This window comes from Actinospica sp. (genome assembly GCF_035552695.1).
GTDB lineage: Bacteria > Actinomycetota > Actinomycetes > Streptomycetales > Catenulisporaceae > Actinospica.
This window is the reverse complement of record NZ_DASZKT010000177.1, coordinates 13,217-35,022: the sequence shown is the minus strand read 5'-3', so window position 1 is coordinate 35,022 and position 21,806 is coordinate 13,217. Positions and strand designations below refer to the sequence as shown.

At 69.8% G+C, this 21,806-nt stretch carries 20 protein-coding genes; 13 read left to right on the top strand and 7 right to left on the bottom strand.

Features of this window, described 5'->3' with window-relative positions:
* Window positions 1–62: 62 nt before the first annotated feature.
* The 4 genes from VG296_RS20765 to VG296_RS20750 all read left to right on the top strand — a co-directional run bounded on the left by VG296_RS20765 (window position 63) and on the right by VG296_RS20750 (window position 5,182).
* Entirely contained in the window at window positions 63–1,811 is a 1,749-nt protein-coding gene (locus VG296_RS20765) for an ABC transporter substrate-binding protein (protein WP_325568076.1), read from the top strand.
* A 154-nt stretch (window positions 1,812–1,965) separates the two neighbouring features.
* On the top strand, window positions 1,966–2,976 hold the full coding sequence (locus VG296_RS20760) for an ABC transporter permease (protein ID WP_325568075.1): 1,011 nt from the start codon (window positions 1,966–1,968) through the stop codon (window positions 2,974–2,976).
* Between the two features lie 53 nt (window positions 2,977–3,029).
* Complete coding sequence (locus tag VG296_RS20755) at window positions 3,030–4,121, top strand: ABC transporter ATP-binding protein (protein ID WP_325568073.1); 1,092 nt, start codon at window positions 3,030–3,032, stop codon at window positions 4,119–4,121.
* 23 nt (window positions 4,122–4,144) lie between these two features.
* Window positions 4,145–5,182, top strand: coding sequence for an ABC transporter ATP-binding protein (locus VG296_RS20750; RefSeq protein WP_414641115.1), 1,038 nt, complete (start codon window positions 4,145–4,147; stop codon window positions 5,180–5,182).
* A gap of 74 nt (window positions 5,183–5,256) precedes the next feature.
* Here VG296_RS20750 and VG296_RS20745 read toward each other — a convergent pair whose 3' ends face one another.
* The 3 genes from VG296_RS20745 to VG296_RS20735 form a co-directional block, all read right to left on the bottom strand.
* Window positions 5,257–6,510, bottom strand: a complete 1,254-nt coding sequence (locus VG296_RS20745; protein WP_325568071.1) for an MFS transporter — start codon at window positions 6,508–6,510, stop codon at window positions 5,257–5,259.
* Between the two features lie 53 nt (window positions 6,511–6,563).
* A complete protein-coding gene (locus VG296_RS20740; protein WP_325568069.1) occupies window positions 6,564–6,785 on the bottom strand; it encodes a hypothetical protein in 222 nt (73 codons plus the stop codon).
* 166 nt (window positions 6,786–6,951) lie between these two features.
* Window positions 6,952–8,019 (bottom strand): hypothetical protein, encoded by a 1,068-nt coding sequence (locus VG296_RS20735; RefSeq protein ID WP_325568068.1) that lies wholly within the window; start codon window positions 8,017–8,019, stop codon window positions 6,952–6,954.
* Window positions 8,020–8,276: 257 nt separating this feature from the next.
* On the opposite strand from VG296_RS20735, the gene VG296_RS20730 reads away from it, so the two are divergent.
* The 4 genes from VG296_RS20730 (at window position 8,277) to mnmA (ending at window position 12,575) form a co-directional block, all read left to right on the top strand.
* On the top strand, window positions 8,277–9,056 hold the full coding sequence (locus VG296_RS20730) for an electron transfer flavoprotein subunit beta/FixA family protein (RefSeq protein WP_325568066.1): 780 nt from the start codon (window positions 8,277–8,279) through the stop codon (window positions 9,054–9,056).
* Window positions 9,057–9,080: 24 nt separating this feature from the next.
* On the top strand, window positions 9,081–10,040 hold the full coding sequence (locus VG296_RS20725) for an electron transfer flavoprotein subunit alpha/FixB family protein (RefSeq protein WP_325568064.1): 960 nt from the start codon (window positions 9,081–9,083) through the stop codon (window positions 10,038–10,040).
* A gap of 154 nt (window positions 10,041–10,194) precedes the next feature.
* The gene (locus tag VG296_RS20720; protein WP_325568062.1) at window positions 10,195–11,385 is read left to right on the top strand and encodes a cysteine desulfurase family protein; all 1,191 of its coding nucleotides are present in this window, start codon (window positions 10,195–10,197) and stop codon (window positions 11,383–11,385) included.
* A 56-nt stretch (window positions 11,386–11,441) separates the two neighbouring features.
* Entirely contained in the window at window positions 11,442–12,575 is a 1,134-nt protein-coding gene (gene mnmA / locus VG296_RS20715; protein WP_325568060.1) for a tRNA 2-thiouridine(34) synthase MnmA, read from the top strand.
* A 61-nt stretch (window positions 12,576–12,636) separates the two neighbouring features.
* On the opposite strand, the gene VG296_RS20710 is transcribed toward mnmA, so the two are convergent.
* Together VG296_RS20710 and VG296_RS20705 are read right to left on the bottom strand one after the other, a co-directional pair.
* The gene (locus tag VG296_RS20710) at window positions 12,637–13,008 is read right to left on the bottom strand and encodes a DUF4190 domain-containing protein (protein WP_325568058.1); all 372 of its coding nucleotides are present in this window, start codon (window positions 13,006–13,008) and stop codon (window positions 12,637–12,639) included.
* Window positions 13,009–13,033: 25 nt separating this feature from the next.
* Window positions 13,034–13,516, bottom strand: a complete 483-nt coding sequence (locus tag VG296_RS20705) for a hypothetical protein (RefSeq protein ID WP_325568056.1) — start codon at window positions 13,514–13,516, stop codon at window positions 13,034–13,036.
* Window positions 13,517–13,651: 135 nt separating this feature from the next.
* Between VG296_RS20705 and VG296_RS20700 the strand changes: the two genes are divergently transcribed.
* From VG296_RS20700 to VG296_RS20680, 5 genes are all read left to right on the top strand, one after another.
* Window positions 13,652–14,674, top strand: coding sequence for a methionine synthase (locus VG296_RS20700; RefSeq protein WP_325568054.1), 1,023 nt, complete (start codon window positions 13,652–13,654; stop codon window positions 14,672–14,674).
* 63 nt (window positions 14,675–14,737) lie between these two features.
* A complete protein-coding gene (locus tag VG296_RS20695; RefSeq protein ID WP_325568052.1) occupies window positions 14,738–15,649 on the top strand; it encodes a polysaccharide deacetylase family protein in 912 nt (303 codons plus the stop codon).
* A gap of 140 nt (window positions 15,650–15,789) precedes the next feature.
* Entirely contained in the window at window positions 15,790–16,095 is a 306-nt protein-coding gene (locus VG296_RS20690; protein ID WP_325568050.1) for a hypothetical protein, read from the top strand.
* A 48-nt stretch (window positions 16,096–16,143) separates the two neighbouring features.
* Entirely contained in the window at window positions 16,144–18,420 is a 2,277-nt protein-coding gene (ligA, locus tag VG296_RS20685; protein ID WP_325568048.1) for an NAD-dependent DNA ligase LigA, read from the top strand.
* Window positions 18,421–18,584: 164 nt separating this feature from the next.
* Window positions 18,585–20,690: a putative bifunctional diguanylate cyclase/phosphodiesterase gene (locus VG296_RS20680; protein WP_325568046.1), complete on the top strand. Its 2,106-nt coding sequence runs from the start codon at window positions 18,585–18,587 to the stop codon at window positions 20,688–20,690.
* A gap of 49 nt (window positions 20,691–20,739) precedes the next feature.
* Here VG296_RS20680 and VG296_RS20675 read toward each other — a convergent pair whose 3' ends face one another.
* Window positions 20,740–21,273, bottom strand: a complete 534-nt coding sequence (locus tag VG296_RS20675) for a hypothetical protein (protein WP_325568044.1) — start codon at window positions 21,271–21,273, stop codon at window positions 20,740–20,742.
* Entirely contained in the window at window positions 21,266–21,787 is a 522-nt protein-coding gene (locus tag VG296_RS20670; RefSeq protein WP_325568042.1) for a SigE family RNA polymerase sigma factor, read from the bottom strand. Before VG296_RS20670 ends, VG296_RS20675 begins: the two co-directional genes overlap by 8 nt.
* Window positions 21,788–21,806 lie beyond the last annotated feature (19 nt).

Below are 21,806 nucleotides of genomic sequence, written 5' to 3'. Positions count from 1 at the left end.
CGACCGTAGAAAAGGGGCTTTGGAGCGCAATGCGTAGAAAGCGAATAGTCGCGAGCTCCGCGATGGTGGCAGCTGTCGGCCTGACGCTCGCCGCCTGTGGAAACAGCTCAGGCGGTTCGAGCTCCGCGGGGGCCGGCTACAACGCCGCGTTGACCAGTGTGGTCAACGCCAGCAGCTCGACCACCGGAAACGTCGTACTGGAGGACGCCTCCGCGCTCCAGTCGGCGGACCCGAATGCCACGTATGACGCCACCGACTGGAACGTCTCGCGGCTCTGGGCGCGGACCATGCTCGCCTTCGACGAGCAGCCGGGCAAGGCGTCCAACAGCATCACCGAGGACCTTTCGACCGGCCTCGGCAAGTCCTCGAACAACAACCAGACATGGACCTACACGGTCCGCGACGGCGTCAAGTTCTCCAACGGAGACCCGGTCACCGCCCTGGACGTCGCGTACTCGATCTCCCGCTCCGGCGGTTGGGGCTCGATCATCACCGGTGGTCCGAGCTACTTCAAGGAGTACATCAACAACACGAACACCAAGGCGGGCACGCTGGAGACCAGCGCCAGCCAGGTGCCGAGCCTGCTGCCGTCGGGCATCACGGTCAGCGGCCAGACGATCACCTTCAAGCTGAACCAGCCGGTGTCGGACTTCGACTACCTGATGACGCTGCCGGAGACCGCTCCGTTCGACATCCAGGCCGGCGCCGACCAGGGCACCAGCTACGCGAACCACGTGATTTCCTCCAGCTCGTACGAGGTCCAGTCGTACTCGCCGGACAGCCAGATGGTTCTGGTCCCGAACCCGAACTACTCGTCCTCGACGGACCCGAACAATCTGCACAAGGTGCACGCGGCCAAGATCACGATCAAGGTCAACGTCTCGCAGACCACGATCGACCAGGACATCCTGCACAGCCGCGCGCAGGCTGACATCGGCGCCGTCGGCGTGGACACCTCCTCGCAGGGCACGATTCTGGGCAACCCGACCGACAAGGCCCTGGCCGACGACCCGGTGGACGGCTTCGAGGACTACCTCGCGCTGAACACCCAGGTCGCCCCGCTGGACAACCTCGACTGCCGCCAGGCGATCGAGTACGCCATCAACAAGGCGCAGGTCCAGTCAGTCGCGGGTGGCGCCATCGGCGCCGGCCAGATCGCCACGACGATCATCCCGCCGACCGTCAACGGCTACGTGGACACCAACGTCTACGCGACCGGCGGCAACATCGGCGACGTGAGCAAGGCGAAGGGCCTGGTCTCCTCCTGCCAGACGGCCGAGGGCTCCAAGTGGAACCCGACGGTGAACGTCAGCGCGTTCTCCGACCAGCCGAAGAACGTCGACATGAGCAACGCGATCGTCACCGAGCTCAACGCGATCGGCTTCACCTCCAGCGTGAAGCAGTTCAAGTTCTCCAACTGGGGTACCACGATCGGTAACTTCAGCTGGGAGAAGAGCAACCGCGTGCTGGTCGCCAACGCCGCGTGGGGTCCCGACTTCCCCGACGGCAACGGCTTCCTGCAGTTCATGGTCGGTTCCGCCGGTGTGAACTACTCGAGCAACGCGTCGAACTACTCGTACTGGTCCGACAACACCTTCATGGGCTACCTGAAGCAGGCCGAGGAGACCAGCGACTCGTCCGCTCGTAACGCGCTGTGGGCCAAGGCCGACGCGTACGCCCTGCAGCAGGCGGTCATCGTCCCGCTGCTGGACGCCACCGCGCTCGACGTCCGCTCGAAGAACGCGACCAACGTCTACTTCATGGACGCCTACGGCGCGTACGACTTCGCCGCGATCGGTGCCACCGGCTGACCTACCGGTCAACAGGCACCGAAGTACGAAGTAACAGCAGTATCCAGCACTAACTCGACCGCTCTTCCCTTAGAGAAGGCAGGTGAAGGCGGGTTAGGTGCGATCGGCCCGGTCCCCACCGGGATCGGGCCGATCGCACCGGCGCCGCATCAGTATGCTCATGTTCATTGTTCGGCGCCTTTTCGCCGCCGTGGGGCTCCTTCTTGTCGTCACCCTCGCGACGTTCTTCATCTTCTACATCCTGCCCCAGTGGGGCGGGGAGAGCATTCAGGAGATGGCGCGGCAGTATGTCGGCCGCAACACCTCCCCGGCCGCTCTGCAGGGCGTGATCGACCGGCTCGGCTTCGACAAGCCCTTCTTCGTGCAGTACTTCGACTACGTCAAGGGCATCGTCGTCGGCACGCAGTACAGCAACGGCACCAGCCTGGTGCAGTGCAACGCGCCGTGCCTCGGCTACTCCTTCCGCAACTACACGCAGGTGTGGCCGACGATCCTGCAGTACTTCCCGGTCACCCTCTCGCTCGCCATCGGCGGCGGCGTGCTCTGGCTCGGCTTCGGCGTCGTCTCCGGCGTGATCTCGGCTGTGCGCAAGGGCTCGTTCATGGACCGGTTCTTCATGGGCATCTCGCTCACCGGCGTCTCGCTGCCGGTCTACTTCGTCGGCCCGCTGCTCGCGCTGGTGCTGGCGTACAACAACAACATTCTTCAGGTGCCCTCGTACACGCCGATCACGCAGAACGCCGGGTCCTGGTTCGCCGGCCTGCTCATCCCGTGGTTCGCGCTGGCCTTCAGCTTCGCGGCCCTGTACACCCGGCTCACCCGCGGCGGCATGCTCGACGCGATGAACGAGGATTTCACCCGCACCGCGCGAGCCAAGGGCCTGCCCGAACGCACGGTCATCTTCAAACACGCGCTGCGCGCCGCGATCATCCCGATCGTCACCATCTTCGGCCTGGACCTCGGCAGCGTGCTCGGCGGTGCCGTGCTGGTGGAGAAGTCGCTGAGCCTCAACGGAATCGGCTCGCTGGCCATCACCTCGATCGGCAACCAGGACTTCCCGACGGTCGCGGGCATCACGCTGTTCGGCGCGTTCTTCATCATCATGGCGAACCTGATCGTGGACGTGCTGTACGCGTCGCTCGATCCGAGGGTGAGGGTCTCGTGACGCCGTCCCGTCATTCCGCCGACCGATCGAAGTCCACCCCGGGAGCACAGTCCATGAACACCGAAGACGCGCGGACCGGCGCGCGCCCCTTCCTCGACGTGCGTGATCTGCACGTGCACTTCGGCACCGAGGACGGCCTGGTCAAGTCCGTGGACGGGGTCAGCTTCTCGCTGGAGCGCGGCCAGACCCTCGGCATCGTGGGCGAGTCGGGTTCCGGCAAGTCCGTCACCTCGCTCTCCCTGCTCGGCCTGCACAAGCGGGCCGACCGCAAGGGCAAGGGCGGCGCCCGGATCACCGGCGAGATCCTGCTGGACGGCGAGGACCTGGTCTCCGCCGAGCCCGCGCGGGTGCAGGAGCTGCGCGGCAACAAGATGGCGATGATCTTCCAGGATCCGCTCTCCGCGCTGCACCCCTACTTCACCGTCGGCTCGCAGCTGACCGAGGCCTACCGGGTGCACAACAAGGTCTCGAAGTCGGCCGCGCGCAAGCGGGCGATCGAGATGCTCGACCGGGTCGGCATCCCGCAGCCGAACTCGCGGGTGGACGACTACCCGCACCAGTTCTCCGGCGGTATGCGGCAGCGCGCGATGATCGCCATGTCGCTGATGTGCGACCCGCAGCTGCTGATCGCCGACGAGCCGACCACGGCCCTGGACGTGACGGTGCAGGCGCAGATCCTCGACCTGATGCGGGACCTGCAGAAGGAGTTCGGCTCGGCGCTGATCATCATCACCCACGACCTCGGCGTGGTGGCGGAGCTCGCTGACGACATCATGGTCATGTACGGCGGCAAGGCGGTCGAATACGGACCGGCCAAGGCCGTGTTCAGCTCGCCGGAGCACCCGTACGCGTGGGGTCTGCTCGGCTCGATGCCGCGGCTCGACCGCCCGGTCCTCGACCGGCTGGTGCCGATCCCGGGCAACCCGCCGTCGCTGATCAACGTGCCCTCCGGCTGCTCCTTCCACCCGCGCTGCGGCTTCACCGAGCTGTGCGGACGGTACAGCGCGATCGGCCAGGACGTGTGCAGCACCACCGTTCCCGAGCTGGAGCCGACCGCGGGCGAGCCGGGCCACCTGGTCCGCTGCCACCTGCCGGTCGAGGTACGCCGGCAGACTTTCGACGAACAGATCAGGACTCACCTGTGAGCACGGACAACTTCGCGAACCCCGTGTCCGAGGCCGTGGTCGGCGGTACCACCGTGGCCGACCCCGACGCGCTGCTGAGCGTGTCCGGCCTGCAGATGCACTTCCCGGTGCGCCGCGGGCTGCTGCGCCGCACCGTCGGCGCGGTCCGGGCCGTGGACGGCGTGGACTTCAGCGTCCGCCCCGGCGAGACCCTGGGCCTGGTCGGCGAGTCCGGCTGCGGCAAGTCCACCACCGGACGGATGCTGACCCGGCTGCTCGAGCCCACCGGCGGCTCGATCAGCTTCCAGGGCCACGACATCACGCACCTGTCGCAGGGCCAGCTGCGCCCGCTGCGCCGGGACATCCAGATGGTCTTCCAGGACCCGCAGTCCTCGCTCAACCCGCGGCACACCATCGGCACGATCGTCGGCGCGCCCTACGAGATCCAGGGCGTCGAGACGCCGAACGGCACCAAGCGCGCCGTGCAGGACCTGCTCGAGCTCGTCGGCCTCTCGCCGGAGCACTACAACCGCTACCCGCACGAATTCTCCGGCGGCCAGCGCCAGCGCATCGGCATCGCCCGCGCCCTCGCGCTCAAGCCGAAGCTGCTGGTCGCGGACGAGCCGGTCTCCGCGCTCGACGTGTCGATCCAGGCGCAGGTCGTCAACCTCTTCGAGGACATCCAGAACGAGCTGGGCCTGGCGTACGTGTTCATCGCGCACGACCTGTCCGTCGTCCGGCACATCTCGGACCGGGTCGCGGTCATGTACCTCGGCAAGATCATGGAGATCGCCCCCCGCGACGACCTCTACGCCTCGGCCCGGCACCCGTACACCCAGGCGCTGCTCTCTGCGGTTCCGATCCCGGACCCGGAGCGCAAGAGCGAAGAGGCCAACCGCGAGCGGATCCTGCTGCAGGGCGACGTCCCCTCGCCGCTCAACCCGCCGTCCGGCTGCCGCTTCCGCACCCGCTGCTGGAAGGCCCAGGACATCTGCGCCAGCCAGGAGCCCCCGCTGCTCCAGATCGGCGGCATCCACCCGACCGGCGCCGAGCACAGGGTGGCCTGTCACTTCCCGGACTAGCACCGGCGCGGCGACCGGCGTCGGATCCGGCGCCGCACCTTATATAGGGCCCTGCTTCGCGAGAGGCGGGGCCCTCAGGCGTTCTGGCGACCGTGGCACGGCAGGCTCATCCGTGCGGTACGCGTGGGCAGCGCCACTCCGCCCAGCAGAACGCTCACCGCCGCCGACGCCAGCAGGCCCAGCAGCAGGGACGTGCCATTTCTGGTGACCGCGAAGGCCGCGCTCGTCTGGCTGAGCGCCGCTACCGACATGGCGATCAGCGACATCGCCGCGTTGACGCGTCCCAAGGCCCGCTCCGGTACGACCGCAACCGTGTGCGTGGAGATGACGGTGCGGAACGTCGGCGCGGTCGTCCACATGAGCGGCAGGACGATGCACGCGGCCCACACGCTTCTGACCGCGGCGAAGACGATGAAGGAACCTGCCCACACGACCGCATGGACGGCCGTTATGTCCGCGGGTGGGATTCGCGTGAACACACGCTTGGCGAAGACGGATCCGACGAGCAGCCCGACCGACTGCAGGCCCAGGATCACTCCGGCGAGAGACGCGTGGCCCTGTTGCACGGCTCGAAACAGCGTCAGGTAGACGCACACCTGAAGTCCGAAGTTGAGCACGCCCGTGCCGACTGTCAGCAGGAGGAGGGACCGCCTGGCCGATAGTGCGGAAAATCCCGCCGTCGCGGTACGCAGCCACGGCTCGCGTGCCGGGCTTTGCCGTGGTTCCGGTGCGGGGACTCGTACGGTGCGCAGGAATACGAACGAGATCAGGTAAGAAGCACTGTCGACCAGGAATGGGATCGCCGGGTGCTCCACGACGATCGCGGCGCTGATCATCGGAGCGAGCAGGGAGATCGCCGAGTCGCGCGTTGAGCTCATGGTCAGCGCTTGTGCGAAATCGTCGGCCTGGACGACTCTCGGACTCATCGCGCTGTCCGCGGCGCTGAACGCCGCGGAGAAGACGGCCACGAGCAGCACGGTCGCGTAGACCACCGTGATCGGCGGCAGATGTGGGCCGAGAAGGAGCAGGCCCAACGCGATCAGCAGCACGAAGCGGCCGCAGTCCGCGACGAGCATGATCGCGCGGTGCGGAACCCGATCGACGATCAGCCCGGCGACGATGCCGAATGCGATATTGCCGCCGTAGCCGCAGGCCGACACGATTCCGGCCGCGAGCGGGTCGCGGTAGTCGGCGAGTACGACGAGCGGCACGGCCGCGTACGTGAACTGAGAACCGATGACCGAAGACATCCGCGCGAAGTAGTACCTGCGGAAGCGCCGATTGCGCCGGAGCAGGTCGAGGCCGTCGCCGGGTATGAGCCGCTTCATCAGGCCGCAGAGAATATCAGCGGCGAAGTTTCAACGGCGCGGGATCGCCCGACTCAGCGGTGCTCGGAGGCGTCCAGGAGTTCGTCCACGTAGCGGGTGGCGGCGTCGCGGTGGGCGCGGGCCAGGCCGGCCTCGCGGTCGAGGCGCTTGAGGGCGCGGCAGATCTGGCCGGTCGGGCACTCGCCCGGGGTGCACGGCACGCGGGTTCCGGCGGCGCTCAGTCCGGGGAACGCTCCGCAGTACTCCGCGGGAGGCGCGGCCGGGGTCGTCTTCATGTTGAGCACATTACGTGATAGATCGCCCGCGTTCGGTGATCTGTCGTGGTTGGTGTGCGGTTGAGCGTGGCCGCGTGTCGCCGGACGCCGGTCGCCGGTCGTCGAGGGCTGGGGGCTGGGGCTGGGGGATCGCGCGACGATAGGTGACACGTGGCCACGCCCGGAATCAGGTGCCGTTGACGGCCTGGCATGCTCCCTGCGTGGAGCTAGAGCCGGAACTCGGTTGCGGTGAGGCGGTCAGCTGGTTGCCCGTGGCGTACGCGTCGACCGTGCCGGTCTGGTTCGGCTGCGCGCTGTCGCCGAATGCGGGGTCGACGTATCCGTCGTACCGGTAGCACTGGATGTTCGCCTTCGAGACGGCGTAGCTGTAGACCCAGGCCTCGCCGGCGACGTAGTTGTAGTAGTTCGGGTTCACGGCCTCGATCTGCAGCGTGCGGTGGACGATGACACGCTCGGTGTCCGACGGATTCGAGACCGGGCTGACCACGTAGACGAAGACGTAATCCGCCGTCAGAAGCGCGGTGTGGCCCTGTGATCCGGCGGCCGCCGACATCGAGCCGTTCACCTTGACCGTGTGGCCGACCAGGCGTGTCGTCGCGGGATTGAAGCGGGTGACCAGCTGGACCGGATCGTGCTCGTAGCTCGGCTGAGCCAGCCAGGAGTTCAGTTTCCTCGCCGTGCCGCTGGACGGATCGAGCAGCTTCGTGAAGTCGCTGACCGAGCCGCCGTCGAGGACGGTCGCGTCCAGGCCGCCCGCCTCCATCAGCTTCTCCAGCTCCTGATAGCCCTCCGCGATATAGCCGCTGCCGACGCCGTTGACCGCCGCCGCCTTGGGGAGGACGAAGCCGGCCTCGTTGTCCGCCCAGTTGAGCGCCGGGGAGCCGGTGAAGTACTGGTCGTCCTTGTTGGTGAAGGTCGGAGTCGGCGAGGCCGAAGCGGAGCGCGACGCGTCGGCCTTGGTGGCGGCTGCCGTCCACGGCGCGGCGGTGCCCGCGGGAGCCGCGTTCAGCGGGGTGGGGGAGTGGTGACGCGGCCAGAGGCCGAACGCGATCACGCCGACGAGCAGCAGCCCGACGAGCCACTTGGCCGAGGCCCGCGCCCGATCGCGCCGCTTCTTGCGCGGAGAGCCCCAGGGGTCCTGCGGATGCGTCGGATACGCGGATGGCTGCCGGCCCGTGTCCTTCGGCTCTTCGCCCTCGGGCCCCTCCCCGGACGGGTTAACCCTCTGACTCATTTGCGGATCAGGACTCGATTCTCTGCGCGCGCGGGAGGCGCGACCTCCCCCAAGGTGACATGGCTTCAGTACGGTATTGCCTCGCGCGCCACGGCACGCCCGGGCCGTGATAACCATCTGATAACAGGCAATGGCGATTCGGGTCCGAGTGGCTCTAATGGTGTGACCCAGCACACATTACTGAACGGTAGTTTCGTCGGCGATCCCCACTACGATGTCCGAAGAAGAGAGTTCGTTCCCCACGGAGGCTCCGGAGCATGAATATCGTCGTCCTGGTGAAGCAGGTGCCGGATACGGCCGCGGACAAGCGGCTGGACCCGGACACCCTGGCCGTGGACCGCGGCGCGGTCGACGGACTGATCAACGAGATGGACGAGTTCGCCGTCGAAGAGGCGCTGCAGCTCGTCGAGAAGCACGGCGGCGAGGTCACGGTCGTCTCGATGGGCCCGGAGGACGCCACCGACGCCTATAAGAAGGCGCTGCAGATGGGCGCCCACAAGGCCGTCTTCCTCACCGACCCCGCGCTGGCCGGCTCGGACGCGCTCGCCACCTCGGAGGCGCTCGCGAAGGTCCTCGGCACCCTCGAGTACGACCTGCTCATCTTCGGCTCCGAGGCCTCGGACGCGCGCACCTCGCTGGTGCCGGCGCTGCTGGCCGAGCGGCTCAGCCTGCCGCAGCTGACGTTCGCCGCCAAGGTCGAGGTGGACGACTCCGCCATCCGCATCAACCGGCTCACCGACTACGGGCACGACGTCGTCGAGGCCACGCTGCCCGCCGTCGTCTCCGTGGTCGAGAAGATCAACGAGCCGCGCTACCCCTCCTTCAAGGGCATCATGGCCGCGAAGAAGAAGCCGGTGGAGACGCTCGACCTGGCCGCTATCGGCCTCGACGCCGCTTCCGCGGGCTGGGCCGGCTCGCACACGAAGGTGGTCGACGCGACCGTGGCCCCGCCGCGCGCCAAGGGCACCATCGTCACCGACGAGGGCAACGGCGGCGTCGAGCTCGTCGAGTTCCTCGCCACCAAGAAGTTCGTCTAGGCCAGGGAAGGGAAACCGAATCACATGTCTGAGATCCTCGTCCTGGTCGAGCACACCGACGGCGACGTCAAGAAGGTCACCCTCGAGCTGCTGACCAAGGCCCGCGAGCTCGGCACGCCGAGCGCGGTGTTCGTCGGCGCCGGCTTCGAGAAGGCCAAGGACAAGCTCGGCGAGTACGGCGCGGCCAAGGTGTACGTCGGCGAGTCCGCCGAGCTGACCGGCTACGTCGTCGCCCCCAAGGCCGAACTGCTGGCCAAGCTGGTGGCCGACGCGTCGCCCGCCGCCGTGCTGGTCGCCGCGACCGCCGAGGGCAAGGAGATCGCCGGCCGGCTGGCGATCAAGACCGGCTCCGGCATCCTGACCGACGCGGTGGACCTGAAGCTGGAAGGCGGCACGTTCGTCGCCGAGCAGTCCATCTTCGGCGGCTCCTCGATCGTGCACTCGGCGGTGACCGCGGGCACCCCGATCGTGGCCATGCGGCCGAACGCCACTCCGCCTGCTCCGGAGACCGCCGCGGCCGAGCGGGTGGACGTCTCGGTGGAGCTGAGCGAGTCGGCGAAGCTGGCGAAGGTCGTCGAGAAGGTGGCCGTGGCCAAGGGCGACCGCCCCGAGCTGACCGAGGCCGCGATCGTGGTCTCCGGCGGCCGCGGCGTCGGCTCGGCCGAGAAGTTCTCCGTCATCGAGGCGCTCGCCGACCAGCTCGGCGCGGCCGTGGGCGCCTCGCGCGCCGCGGTGGACTCGGGCTGGTACCCGCACCAGTCGCAGGTCGGTCAGACCGGCAAGACGGTATCCCCGCAGCTCTACGTCGCCTGCGGCATCTCCGGCGCGATCCAGCACCGCGCGGGCATGCAGACCTCGAAGACCATCGTCGCGATCAACAAGGACCCGGAGGCGCCGATCTTCGAGCTCGTCGACTACGGCGTGGTCGGCGACCTGTTCAACGTGGTCCCGCAGGCCACCGAGGAGATCGCCAAGCGCAAGTAGCCGCGCGCCCGGCATTTCCTCGCGCGGACCCGTTCGAATCCGGCGCATACGTCCCCCTTCCGCCCTAGCCTGGTGGAGGGGGGACGTTCCGTTTTCCCGGCAATCTGGGCGCCGGGCCTGGTCGGCGCGGCGGCACACTAGAATCGACCTTGCCATGACCTACCTCGATCACGCCGCGACCACGCCCCTGCACCCCGACGCGATCGCCGCGCTGAACGCGCAGCTCGATCTCGTCGGCAATGCGAACTCGCTGCACGGCCCGGGGCGCGCCGCCCGCCGGGTCGTCGAGGAGTCGCGGGAGGCGATCGCCGCCGCCTTCGGCGCCCGGCCCAGCCACATCGTGTTCACCGGCGGCGGCACCGAGGCGGACAACCTGGCCGTCAAGGGCCTGTACTGGGCCCGCCGCGAGGAGGACCCGCGCCGGGTACGGATCGTGGCCGCGCGGATCGAGCACCACGCCGTGCTCGACGCGCTGTTCTGGCTCGAGCAGCACGAGGGCGCCGAAATCAGCTGGCTGCCCGTGCAGCCGGACGGCTCGGTGCGGCCGCAGGCGCTGGAGGAGGCGCTGGCCGCGGCGCCGGAGACCGTGGCGCTGGTCACCGTCATGTGGGCGAACAACGAGGTCGGCACCGTGTTGCCGATCGCCGAGCTGGCCGGGATAGCGCACCGGTACGACGTGCCGATCCACTCGGACGCGATCCAGGCGGCCGGGCACCTGCCGGTGGACTTCGCCGCGAGCGGCCTGGACGCGATGGCGATCACCGGCCACAAGCTCGGCGGCCCGATCGGCGTCGGCGCGCTGCTTCTCGGCCGGGAGACCAGGCTGACGGCGCTGCAGCACGGCGGCGGCCAGGAGCGCGACGTGCGCTCCGGCACCCTGGACACCCCCGCGATCGCCGCGTTCGCCGCCGCGGCCACCGCCGCGCACGCCGCCCAGCCCGCCGAGTTCGAGCGGCTGAGCGCCCTGCGCGACCGGCTCATCGAGGGCGTGCTCGCCACCGTCCCCGACGCGGTGCTCTCCGGCCCCCCGCTCGGCCAGGCCAAGCCCGGCGACGCCCCCGACCGGCTGCCCGGCATCGCGCACTTCTGCTTCCCCGGCTGCGAGGGCGACTCCCTGCTGCTGCTGCTCGACGCCCGCGGCATCTCCTGCTCGACCGGTTCGGCCTGCTCGGCGGGCATCGCCCAGCCCAGCCACGTCCTGCTCGCCATGGGCGCCGGCGAGGACCTCGCCCGCGGCTCGCTCCGCTTCTCCCTCGGCCGCACCTCCACCGACGCCGACGTCGACGCCGTGCTCGAGGCCCTGCCCGCCGTGGTGACGAGAGCGCGCGCGGCGGGGTTGAGCTGACGTCGCCAGGCCGCCGGTACGACAAACCGGTGTCGCGGCTCGCGTACCCTTGAGGTATGCGAGTTCTAGCAGCGATGTCCGGGGGAGTCGACTCGGCGGTGGCGGCTGCCCGGGCCGTGGCGGCTGGGCATGAGGTGACGGGGGTGCACTTGGCGCTGTCGCGGAATCCGCAGTCGTTCCGGACGGGGGCGCGGGGGTGCTGCACGATCGAGGACTCGCGGGACGCGCGGCGGGCGGCGGACGTGATCGGGATTCCGTTCTACGTCTGGGACATGGCCGAGCGCTTCCACGCGGACGTGGTGGACGACTTCGTCGCGGAGTACGCGGCCGGGCGCACGCCGAACCCGTGCCTGCGCTGCAACGAGAAGATCAAGTTCGCGGCCGTGCTCGACAAGGCGCGGGCGCTGGGCTTCGACGCCGTGTGCACCGGGCACTACGCGCGGATCGTGGATCGGGCGGACGGCGGGCGTGAGCTGCACCGCGCGGTCGATCCGGCGAAGGACCAGTCGTATGTGCTCGGGGTGCTGGACGCGGAGCAGCTGGCCAGCTCGCTGTTCCCGCTCGGCGACTCGCTCAAGACCGAGGTGCGGGCGGAGGCGGAGCGGCTCGGGCTGGCCGTGGCCGACAAGCCGGACTCGCACGACGTGTGCTTCATCGCGGACGGCGACACCCGGCGTTTTCTCGCGGATCGGCTCGGTTCCGCGCCGGGGCAGATCGTGGACAGCGCGGGCAAGGTGCTCGGCGAGCACGAGGGCGCCTACGGCTACACGATCGGGCAGCGCAAGGGCCTGCGGATCGGCGATCCGGCGGGCGACGGGCGTCCGCGCTATGTGCTCGACATCTCGCCGGTGACGAACACGGTGACCGTGGGCACGTCCGAGGAGCTGTCGGTGGACGCGCTGGAGGCGGCGCACGTGCGCTGGTGCGGGCCGGTCGGCGGCGAGACGGAGACAGCGGCAGAGACGAAGACAGTGCCGTTCGCCTGTTCGGTCCAGCTGCGGGCGCACGGTTCGCCCGTTCCGGCCGAGGCGCGGTACGACGAATCCGCCGGAACGGTGAATCTCGAGTTCGCCGAGACCGTGCGCGGGATCGCGCCGGGACAGACCGCGGTGCTCTACGACGGCACCCGCGTCATCGGCTCGGCGACGATCACCGTGACGCGGCGGGCGACGAGTTCCGCCACCGCCTGAGCGGGATTGATCAGAGCCCGGTCAGCGCACCATCAGCCTGGTCAGCGCACCATCAGCCCGGTCAGAACCCGAAGTAGGCGCGGGCGGCGCCCAGGGCGAGGGCGCCGCCCGTGTTGTGGTCGTTGATCTGGTGCACCGCCGAGGCGAAGAACAGCACCACCGCGATGATCCAGAGCACCGAGAGCGCGGTGAACACGATCCCGAGCACGAATCCGGCCGTGGCCAGCCCCATGCCCTGCTCGCCGGTGCGCCGTATCTGCCTGCGGGCGATCGCGCCCATGACGATCGCGGCCGGGGCGAAGACGAACGCGAACACCAGGGCCAGGATCGCCAGCGTGTTCGTGCCCATCTGCATCGGCGGGTACGGGTACCCGTACGGCCCGTACGGACCCGGCTGCGGTGCGCCGTAAGAGCCCTGAGGCGCCTCGGTCATGTGTGTCTCCCCCTGCTGCGGTCGGTCAGACGTCGAAGCGCACGTACACGCCGCGACATTCGCGGGTGGCCAGCTCCGAGAGCATAGCCAGGCCGCGCAGCAGACCGAAATAGCGCGCGGCGTCCCAGTCCACGCCCCAGGACCGCGCCTCCCAGCGCTCGGCCAGCTCGCGCAGCCGGGCGTCGTCGGCGCGGCGGCTCAGCTGCCGGTAGAGCGCCGTGCGCACGGTCAGCACGACCTGCTCCTCAGTGCCCTGAGCCAGCGCGCCGGGGGCCAGCGCCGCACCGACGCCGATCTCGCGGGCCGGGGTCAGCAGCGCCTCCCGGACGGTCACCGGGTCGTGCCCGGTGGTCAGGGTGTCCAGCTCGAGCAGCTGCGCCGGATCCAGGTCGGCCGCGTCCGCGTACGCCAGCCGCACGCCGGCCGCCCGCGCGTCCAGGCCGCAGCTCCACGCGCCGGCGAGACGGGCCAGCTCCCCGGCGGTGGCGGCGAAGAACATGGTCTGCACGCGGATCTCCCCTCTCACTGGTCCCGGTGTCGGCATTCTGGCCGTCGAATGCCAGAGTTTTGCATAACCCGGGGGGATCCGCCGCTGTTTTCACGCCAGATTCGCCTTTGCGGGTTAGCGCCATATTCTGCTGCCATGACTCAGGATCTTCGAGTGGGGGTGCCCGGACCGTTCGCCTCCGGGATCGGATCGTTGCCGGGCAGTGACATGGCCGCGGCGATTCGACTGGTGTTCGACGGTTTGGGCGGCGCTCCCGGCGTGCCGTATCTGCCCGAGCTGCCCGCGCGCGGGGTCGGCGCCGACATGACCGGGCGGGGTCTGGCGCTGCTGGCGGATCTCGTCGCGGAGGTGGCCCCCTCGGGCTGGCGCATCGCCGACGCGCCGGGGCGCGACCATGGACGTGCCCTGAGCCACCTGCGCCGCGACCTCGACGAACTGGAGGAGCAGACGCAGGGCTACCAGGGCGCGTTGAAGGTCCAGGCGGTCGGGCCGTGGACGCTGGCCGCGGCCGTGGAACTCAAGCACGGCGACAAGTTCCTCGCGGATCCGGGCGCCTGCCGCGATCTCGCGGAGTCGCTGGCGGAGGGCCTCAGGCTGCACGTGGCCGAACTGCGCCGCCGGGTGCCCGGCGCGAATCTCGTGCTCCAACTGGACGAACCGGCGCTGCCCGGCGTGTTGCGCGGCAGCGTCCCGACGGCCAGCGGCTTCGGCACGCTGCGCTCGGTCGAGGAGCAGATCGTGCGTCAGGCGCTGAGCCAGGTCATCGAACTCGTGGACGTCCCCGTCGTGATCCACTGCTGCGCGCCGGACGTGCCCTTCGGCACGCTGCGGGACGCGGGCGCGTCGGCCGTCGCGCTGAACTGGTCGCTGCTGACGACGCGTCAGGACGAGACGCTGGCCGAGCTGGTCGAGGCGGGGATCGGGCTCTACGCGGGCGTCGTGCCCTCGCTGGATCCGGCCGCGTCGGTCCCGCTCAAGTACCAGGACGTCGTCGACTCGGTCCTCACACTGCGCCGGGTCGGGCTGTCGGCGCGTCAACTCGCGGCCGTGGTGACCGTCACGACGCGCTGCGGCATGGCCGGCGCGAGCCCGCAGTGGGCCGGCCGGGCGCAGCGGCTCTGCATGGACGCCGCCCAGGCCCTCGCGGACCTGGATTAGCCCGTCTGAACGAGAACTGAAGAATCCCGCAACCGAACCCCCGGCTTCAGCATCTCTTCATGCATGACGGACATCGAACCGGCCCAGTGGACCCGCCGCGGCTTCGGCCGGTTCCTCGGCGGCGCGGCCGGACTGGCGACCCTGGGGTCCTTCGCGGCCGCCTGCACCGGCAGCGGGAACGGCACCGCGAACGCGGGAGACTTGGCGGCGAGCGGAAGCGCGGTGGCGGCCGGTGACGCGAGCGCGAGCCCGACGGCGAGCTCCAGCGGCGCCGACGGCAGCGGCGTGGACGCAGACCTGCTGATGCAGCGTTACGGGCTCAAGCCCTTCACCGCCCCGGCGACTCCCGCGACCAAGGCGATCGCGCTGGACCCGCAGAACCCGACGATCTTCGCCAAGGTGCCCACCAGCGAGAAGATCTGCTTCGTGACCGTCGACGACGGGATCGACAAGGACCCGGCGTTCATCCAGATGGTTAAGGACGTCCAGGTCCCGATCACGATCTCGCTGGCCGACACGCTGATCCGGGACGACTACGCCTACTTCGAGAAGCTGCACGAGACCGGATTCGTCTCGATCCAGAACCACACCGTCAACCACCCGCTGTCCATGCCGAGCATGGGCTACCAGGAGCAGTTCGACGAGATCGCCGGACAGCAGACGAAGCTGCACAAGGAGTACGGCGTCACGCCCTACATCTTCCGGCCACCGGGCGGCAACTACGACTCCGTCACCCGCGAGGCCTGCCGCGCCGCCGGCCTCAAGGGGATGATGCTGTGGAAGGAGGCCATGGAGATCCAGGACATGGAGTACCAGACCTCGGACCGGCACCTGCAGCCCGGCGACGTCATCCTGTGCCACTTCCGCGGCCCGGCCCAGCTCAAGGGCGAGACGATGGTCAAGATGATGACCCGCCTCTACAGTCACATCCAGGCGCAGGGCTTCACCGTCGCGGACGTCACGCGGTACGTCTGACCGGGGACGTCTGGCCTCGGCCGTCCGACCCGATACGTCGAACGCACGGTTTACGCCGAGTTTTCTTCGCGGCTGCTCGACGAAGCTACCGAAAGGTACACTCGCCGCATGGCCCATCACGAGAAGGAGCGAGGTGTCGGATGATGACCACGCGTCCCGACGTGAATAAGGTGACCTACACGGTCGAGGCTATGCAGACGCGCCACGAGCTGCCCGCCGAGCGCCAAGCCATGCTGGACCACGCCATGAAGGTGCTGGCCAAGGACCCGTTCCACAAGACGGCCACCGCCTCGATCGGCGCGAACGACAACTACCGCAAGGCCTACGTCGCGCCCGGTCTGATGCTGGAGTACACGGTCGTGCGCGAGATCCTCGTCGTGGTGCTGCTGGAAATATTCGACGAGAGCCGGTACCTGCTCGACCTCGAGGTGGACGAGGTTCCGTAGCCCGCGCCATCGCTGGTTTTGTCGGTGCCAGGCGGTAGCTTGTTGTCCATGGCAGAACCGCGTAAAACCCTCGCGACCAGCGATCCCGCAGTCGCCGCGTCTGAGCCCGCCGCCGTGGCGGCGCACCGCCACGCCGAGCTGACCGACACCATCGACGAGGCCCGGTTCCGCTATCACGTGCTCGACCGGCCCACGATGGCCGACGGCGAGTACGACGCGCTGATGCGGGAGCTGCAGGCCATCGAGGAGGAGCACCCGGAGCTGCGTACCCCGGACTCCCCGACGCAGAAGGTCGGCGCGGCGCTGTCCACCGACTTCGCCTCGGTCGAGCACCTGGAGCGGATGCTCTCGCTGGCCAACGCCTTCAACGCGCAGGACATGGCGGCGTGGAACGAGCGCGTCGTCAAGGAGATCGGCCGGGTTCCTGAATACCTGTGCGAGCTCAAGGTGGACGGCCTGGCCATCGCGCTGGTCTACGAGCGCGGCCGGCTGGTGCGCGGCGTGACCCGCGGCGACGGGCGCACCGGCGAGGACGTGACCGGGAACGTGCGCACCATCAAGGGCATCCCGACCACGCTCAGCGGATCCGCGGAGTATCCGGTCCCCGAGCTGGTCGAGGTGCGCGGCGAGATCTACTTCCCGTCCGCGCAGTTCGAGGAGTTCAACGCCTGGTCGATCGAGCACGAGGGCCGCTCGTACGCGAACCCGCGCAACACGGCCGCCGGCTCGCTGCGGCAGAAGGATCCGCGGATCACCGCCCAGCGTCCGCTGCGCATGGTGGTGCACGGCATCGGCGCGCGCCGCGGCTTCGACGTCAAGTCGCAGTCGCATGCGTACGAGCTGCTGCATGCCTGGGGCCTGCCGACCTCGGACCGGGTCAAGGTCGTCGACTCGCTCGATGAGGTGCTCGAGTTCATCGAGTACTACGGCAAGCACCGGCATGACGTGGAGCACGAGATCGACGGCGTCGTGGTCAAGGTGGACGACCTGGCGCTGCAGGGCCGGCTCGGCGCGACCTCGAAGGATCCGCGCTGGGCGATCGCGTACAAGTACCCGCCGGAGGAGGTCACCACCAAGCTCCTGGACATCCGGGTGCAGGTCGGTCGCACCGGCCGGGTGACGCCGTACGCGGTGATGGAGCCTGTCAAGGTCGCCGGATCCGTGGTCGCGCAGGCCACGCTGCACAACCAGGACGTGGTCAAGCGCAAGGGCGTGCTGATCGGCGACACGATCGTGCTGCGCAAGGCGGGCGACGTCATCCCCGAGGTCGTCGGCCCGGTCACCGAGCTGCGTTCCGGCGAGGAGCGCGAGTTCGTGATGCCGACGGAGTGCCCCTCCTGCGGCACCCCGATCGCCCCGCAGAAGGAGGGCGACGTGGACCTGCGCTGCCCGAACGCGCGCGGCTGCCCGGGCCAGCTCAAGGAGCGCATCGCCTACCTCGCCGGCCGCAGCGCGCTGGACATCGAGGCGCTCGGCTATGAGGGCGCCGCCGCGCTGACCCACCCGGACGCGGGCGAGGCCCCGGTCCGCATCGACGGCGACATCTTCGAGCTGACGTTGGAGCAGCTGGCGTCCCCTCAGATGTACCAGCAGGCCCGCGGCAAGGAGGCGGCCGAGGGCGCGCGCGAGCTGGTGCCGTACTTCTACACCAAGGGCACTGCCGCCAAGCCGTCCGCGCCGACCAAGACCACCCAGCAGCTGCTGGAGCAGATCGAGGCGGCCAAGACCAAGGATCTCTGGCGCTTCCTGGTCGCCCTGTCCATCCGGCACGTCGGCCCGAGCGCCGCCCGCGAGCTGGCCCGCGTCTTCCGTTCGCTGGAGGCGATCCGGGACGCGTCGGCCGAGGAGCTCGCCGCGGTCGAGGGCGTCGGCCCGACGATCGCCACCGCGGTGACCGAGTGGTTCGCGGTCGACTGGCACCGCGAGATCGTCGACCGCTGGCTCGCCGCCGGGGTGCGCCCGAGCGTGCCCGCGCAGGCCGAGGCCGGGGCCCAGCCGCTGACCGGGCTGACCGTCGTGATCACCGGCACGCTGGCCGGCTTCACCCGGGACGGCGCCAAGGAGTCCGCGCAGGCGGCCGGGGCTAAGGTGTCCGGTTCCGTCTCGAAGAAGACCTCGTATGTGATCGTCGGCGAGAATCCGGGCAGCAAGGCGGAGAAGGCCGAGCAGCTCGGCGTGCCGGTGCTGGACGAGGAGGGGTTCCGCGCGCTGCTGGCCGGGGAGCTCTCGGCGCCGGGGGAAGCAGCGGAGGCGGAGGCAGATCCGGCCGCGGAAGCCGCCGAAGAATCTGCTGATGGTACCTCAGATCAGGGCAAGATCAACTGAGGGATCGTCACGATCCGGCCAAACTTCCGCGCGATTTAGTGCTTTGCGAATACCCTGGAGCCTCAGCGCTCGCGGCGCTCGCGTGTTGTAGCCGCCGGTGCATCGGCTCCCAGGGGTACCGTACCGGACCGGCTCACGATCGACGCGGGAAAGTGGTGGCTGAGATGGCTCGATGGCGAGCGTTCTGGGCAGAGCCGACGCTCCGCGCCCGGGCCTACCTCACCGCGGTCATCTGCGCCGGGCTGTTCGCGCTCGTCGGCGCCGCCGTCACCAAGCTGGACGACGTCACCGTGCAGCATTCCCGGCTGCACATCCCGCCCTCGGTGATGTGGCTGCTGGTCGCGCTCGTCGTGCTCGGCGAGGCGCGCCCGGTGCTCTCCCGCCGCGGCACGGACGGGGCCAGCCTGGGCCTCGCCTTCGCCATCGCGATCTACGCCGTGGACTGCTGGCAGGACGCCGTGTTCGCGCAGGCCCTGGCGATGCTGATGTCCGAGGTCGGGCGTCGGCACGGCTGGACCAGGCTGTCGTTCAACGTGGCCCAGCAGTCCGTCTCCTACGCTCTCGGCGGGCTGCTCTTCTACGCGCTGACGGACCGTTACGACGCCGTCGTGCGGATCTCGAACGTGCTCGGTCCGGCGCGGGTGGTCGCGCTGATCGGCACCGCGGGCGTCGTGGTCGTGGTCAACCACGTGCTCGTCTGGCTGTGCGTGACGGCCGTGCGCGGTGTGCCCTTCGGCCTCCAGGTGCACCGGGACGGCTGGCGGCAGACGCGCGCCTCGGCCGCGATGGTCTGCCTCGCGCCGCTGGTCGTCGGCGCCACGATCTATCACGCCTGGCTGCTGCTGTGCCTGCTGCCCGCGGTCTACGTCGTGCACGGCAGCAGCACCGAGCGCTGGGAACGCGAGTGGGAGTCCAAGCACGACCTGCTCACCGGCCTGCCGAACAGCAGGCAGTTGCGCGCCGAGGGCGACCGCGCGCTCGAGGAGGCGGCGCGCACCCGCGGGAACGTCGCCGTGCTGCTGCTGGACCTCGACCGCTTCAAGGACGTCAACGACACGCTCGGCCATCTGACGGGCGATCAGCTGCTGCGGGTCGTGGCGAGCCGGCTGTCCGCCTGCGTGGGCAGCCAGGGCACGCTGGCCCGCTGGAGCGGCGACGAGTTCGTCGTGCTGCTGCCGCGGGTGCGCAGCGGGCAGGACGCCCTGGCCGCGGCGCACCGGATCGCCGAGTGCTTCACGATCCCGTTCCAGCTCGAGGCGTACACGCTGGACCTGGAGTGCTCGATCGGGGTCGCCGAGTATCCGCGGGACGCCGAGGACTTCGAGGAACTGCTGCAGCGCGCCGACGTGGCCATGTACCAGGCCAAGCGTTCGCGCGCGGGCATCGCCAGGTACGAGGCGGAGCGCGACCAGAACACCCCGGACCGGCTCGCGCTGCTCGGCGATCTGCGCCGCGCGCTGGCGGCCGGCGAGATCCAGCTGCACTACCAGCCGAAGGTCTCCTTCGCGGCCGGCCAGGTCGTCGGCTTCGAGGGCCTGGTGCGCTGGAACCACGCCACCCGCGGCTTCGTGAACCCGGAGGAGTTCGTCCAGCTCGCCGAGCAGACCGGGCTGATGTCGACGCTGACCTCGTACGTCGTCGAGCGGGCGCTGGCCCAGGCGGCCGTGTGGTGGCGCTCCGGCCTGTCCGTGCCGATCGCGGTGAACGTCTCGATGCGCGACATCCACGCGCCCAACTTCGTCAACTCGATCCAAGAGGGACTGGCCAAGCACGGCGTCCCGCCCGAGGCGCTGCAACTCGAGATCACCGAGCGGGTGCTGCTGCAGGATCCGCAGCGCGCGAAGGCCACGCTGGAGCGGCTCGACGCGCTGGGAGTGAACCTCTCGCTGGACGACTTCGGCACCGGCTACTCCTCGCTGGTGCTGCTGCGCAGCGTCCCGGTCCGCGAGATCAAGATCGACAAGTCCTTCGTGGCCAGGCTGGCGCACGACGCGGAGGACGCCGCGATCGTGCGCTCCACGGTGGATCTCGCGCACTCGCTGGGACTCAAGGTGGTCGCCGAGGGCGTCGAGGACGAGATCACCTGGCAGCGGCTGGCCGAGCTCGGCTGCGACGTGGCCCAGGGCTGGCTGCTCGCCAAGGCCCTGCCCGCGCACGAGGCCACCGCCTGGCTCAATCGCAGAGCACTCTCGGTGCCGCCCGCGCCCGGCCGTCCCGCCGCGCTGCCCGCGGCCAAGCCCCGACCCCAGGTGCGCACGACCCGGCCCTGAGCCCGTCGGACGAAAGCCGCGGGCCCAGGGCCGGGTCGAGTGGAGCCGGTTACTTGCTCGCGGACGGCGTCGGCGTGGCGGAGGCGTCGACGGTCGGGGCTCCGGCGACGGCGCTGGGGGCTCCGGCGGCCGCGGTCGGAGTGCTCGACGCGTCCACCGTCGGCATGGCGGCGGACGGGGTCGGCGTCGCCGTCGGGCCGGGCTCGCCGGGGACCGGGCTCGCCGTCGAGACCGGACCGCTCTGGGAAGAACCGGGCGTCGAGATCACGGTCGGCGACGCGCTGGGCGGAACCGGGGCCGGCGTCGCGCTCACGGTGCCGGGGTGGGCCGGGGTGGACACGCCGGTCGTCGAGGCCGCCGGTCCGACGTGCACCGGCGCCGGCGCGGCCGTGGCCAGGTTCACCCCGAAGCCGGTCACCACCGCGAGCGCGCCGGTGCCGATCACCGCCTGCCCGGCCCGGCGCCGGCGCAGCCGCCTGGTGCCCCGCGCCCGCAGACCCGCCGCGCCCTCCAGGGCCGAGCCGTGCCGGGCGTACTCGGCGATCCGCTGAAGCTGTTCGAACTGCTCAAACTGCTCAGGCATAGTCGTAGTCCCTCCTCGCTTGGTTTTCCTCGTCGCTGAACTCGGAGACGAGCGGCGCGAGCGACCTGCGCCCGCGGTGCAGCCAGGACTTGACCGTGCCCGGCGACGCCCCGGTCTCCGCGGCGATCTGCTCGACCGTCAGATCGGCCACGTAGTGCAGCACCAGCGCCCGCCGCTGCTTGTCCGGCAGCTGACGCATGGCGTGCACCAGCGTCAGCAGGTCCGGGCCGAGCTCGGGCGCCGTGTCCGGCCGCGCGGCCGCGCGCCGGTGCGCCGTGAGCCGGTTCTTGGCCCGCCACCAGGAGTTGATGCACAGCCGGAACGCGACGGTGCGCACCCAGGCCTCCGGGTTGTCGTACTCCCGCAGCTTCGGCCAGCGCTGCCAGGCGCGGATGTACGCCTCCTGGAGCGCGTCCTCGGCCTCGCCGAGGTCCCCGGTCATGGCGAAGACCTGACCGACCAGCCGGTGCGAGCTCGCCGCGTAGAACGCGTCGAATTCCGCCGGATCTCTCATGCACTGTCCCTTTCGCTCG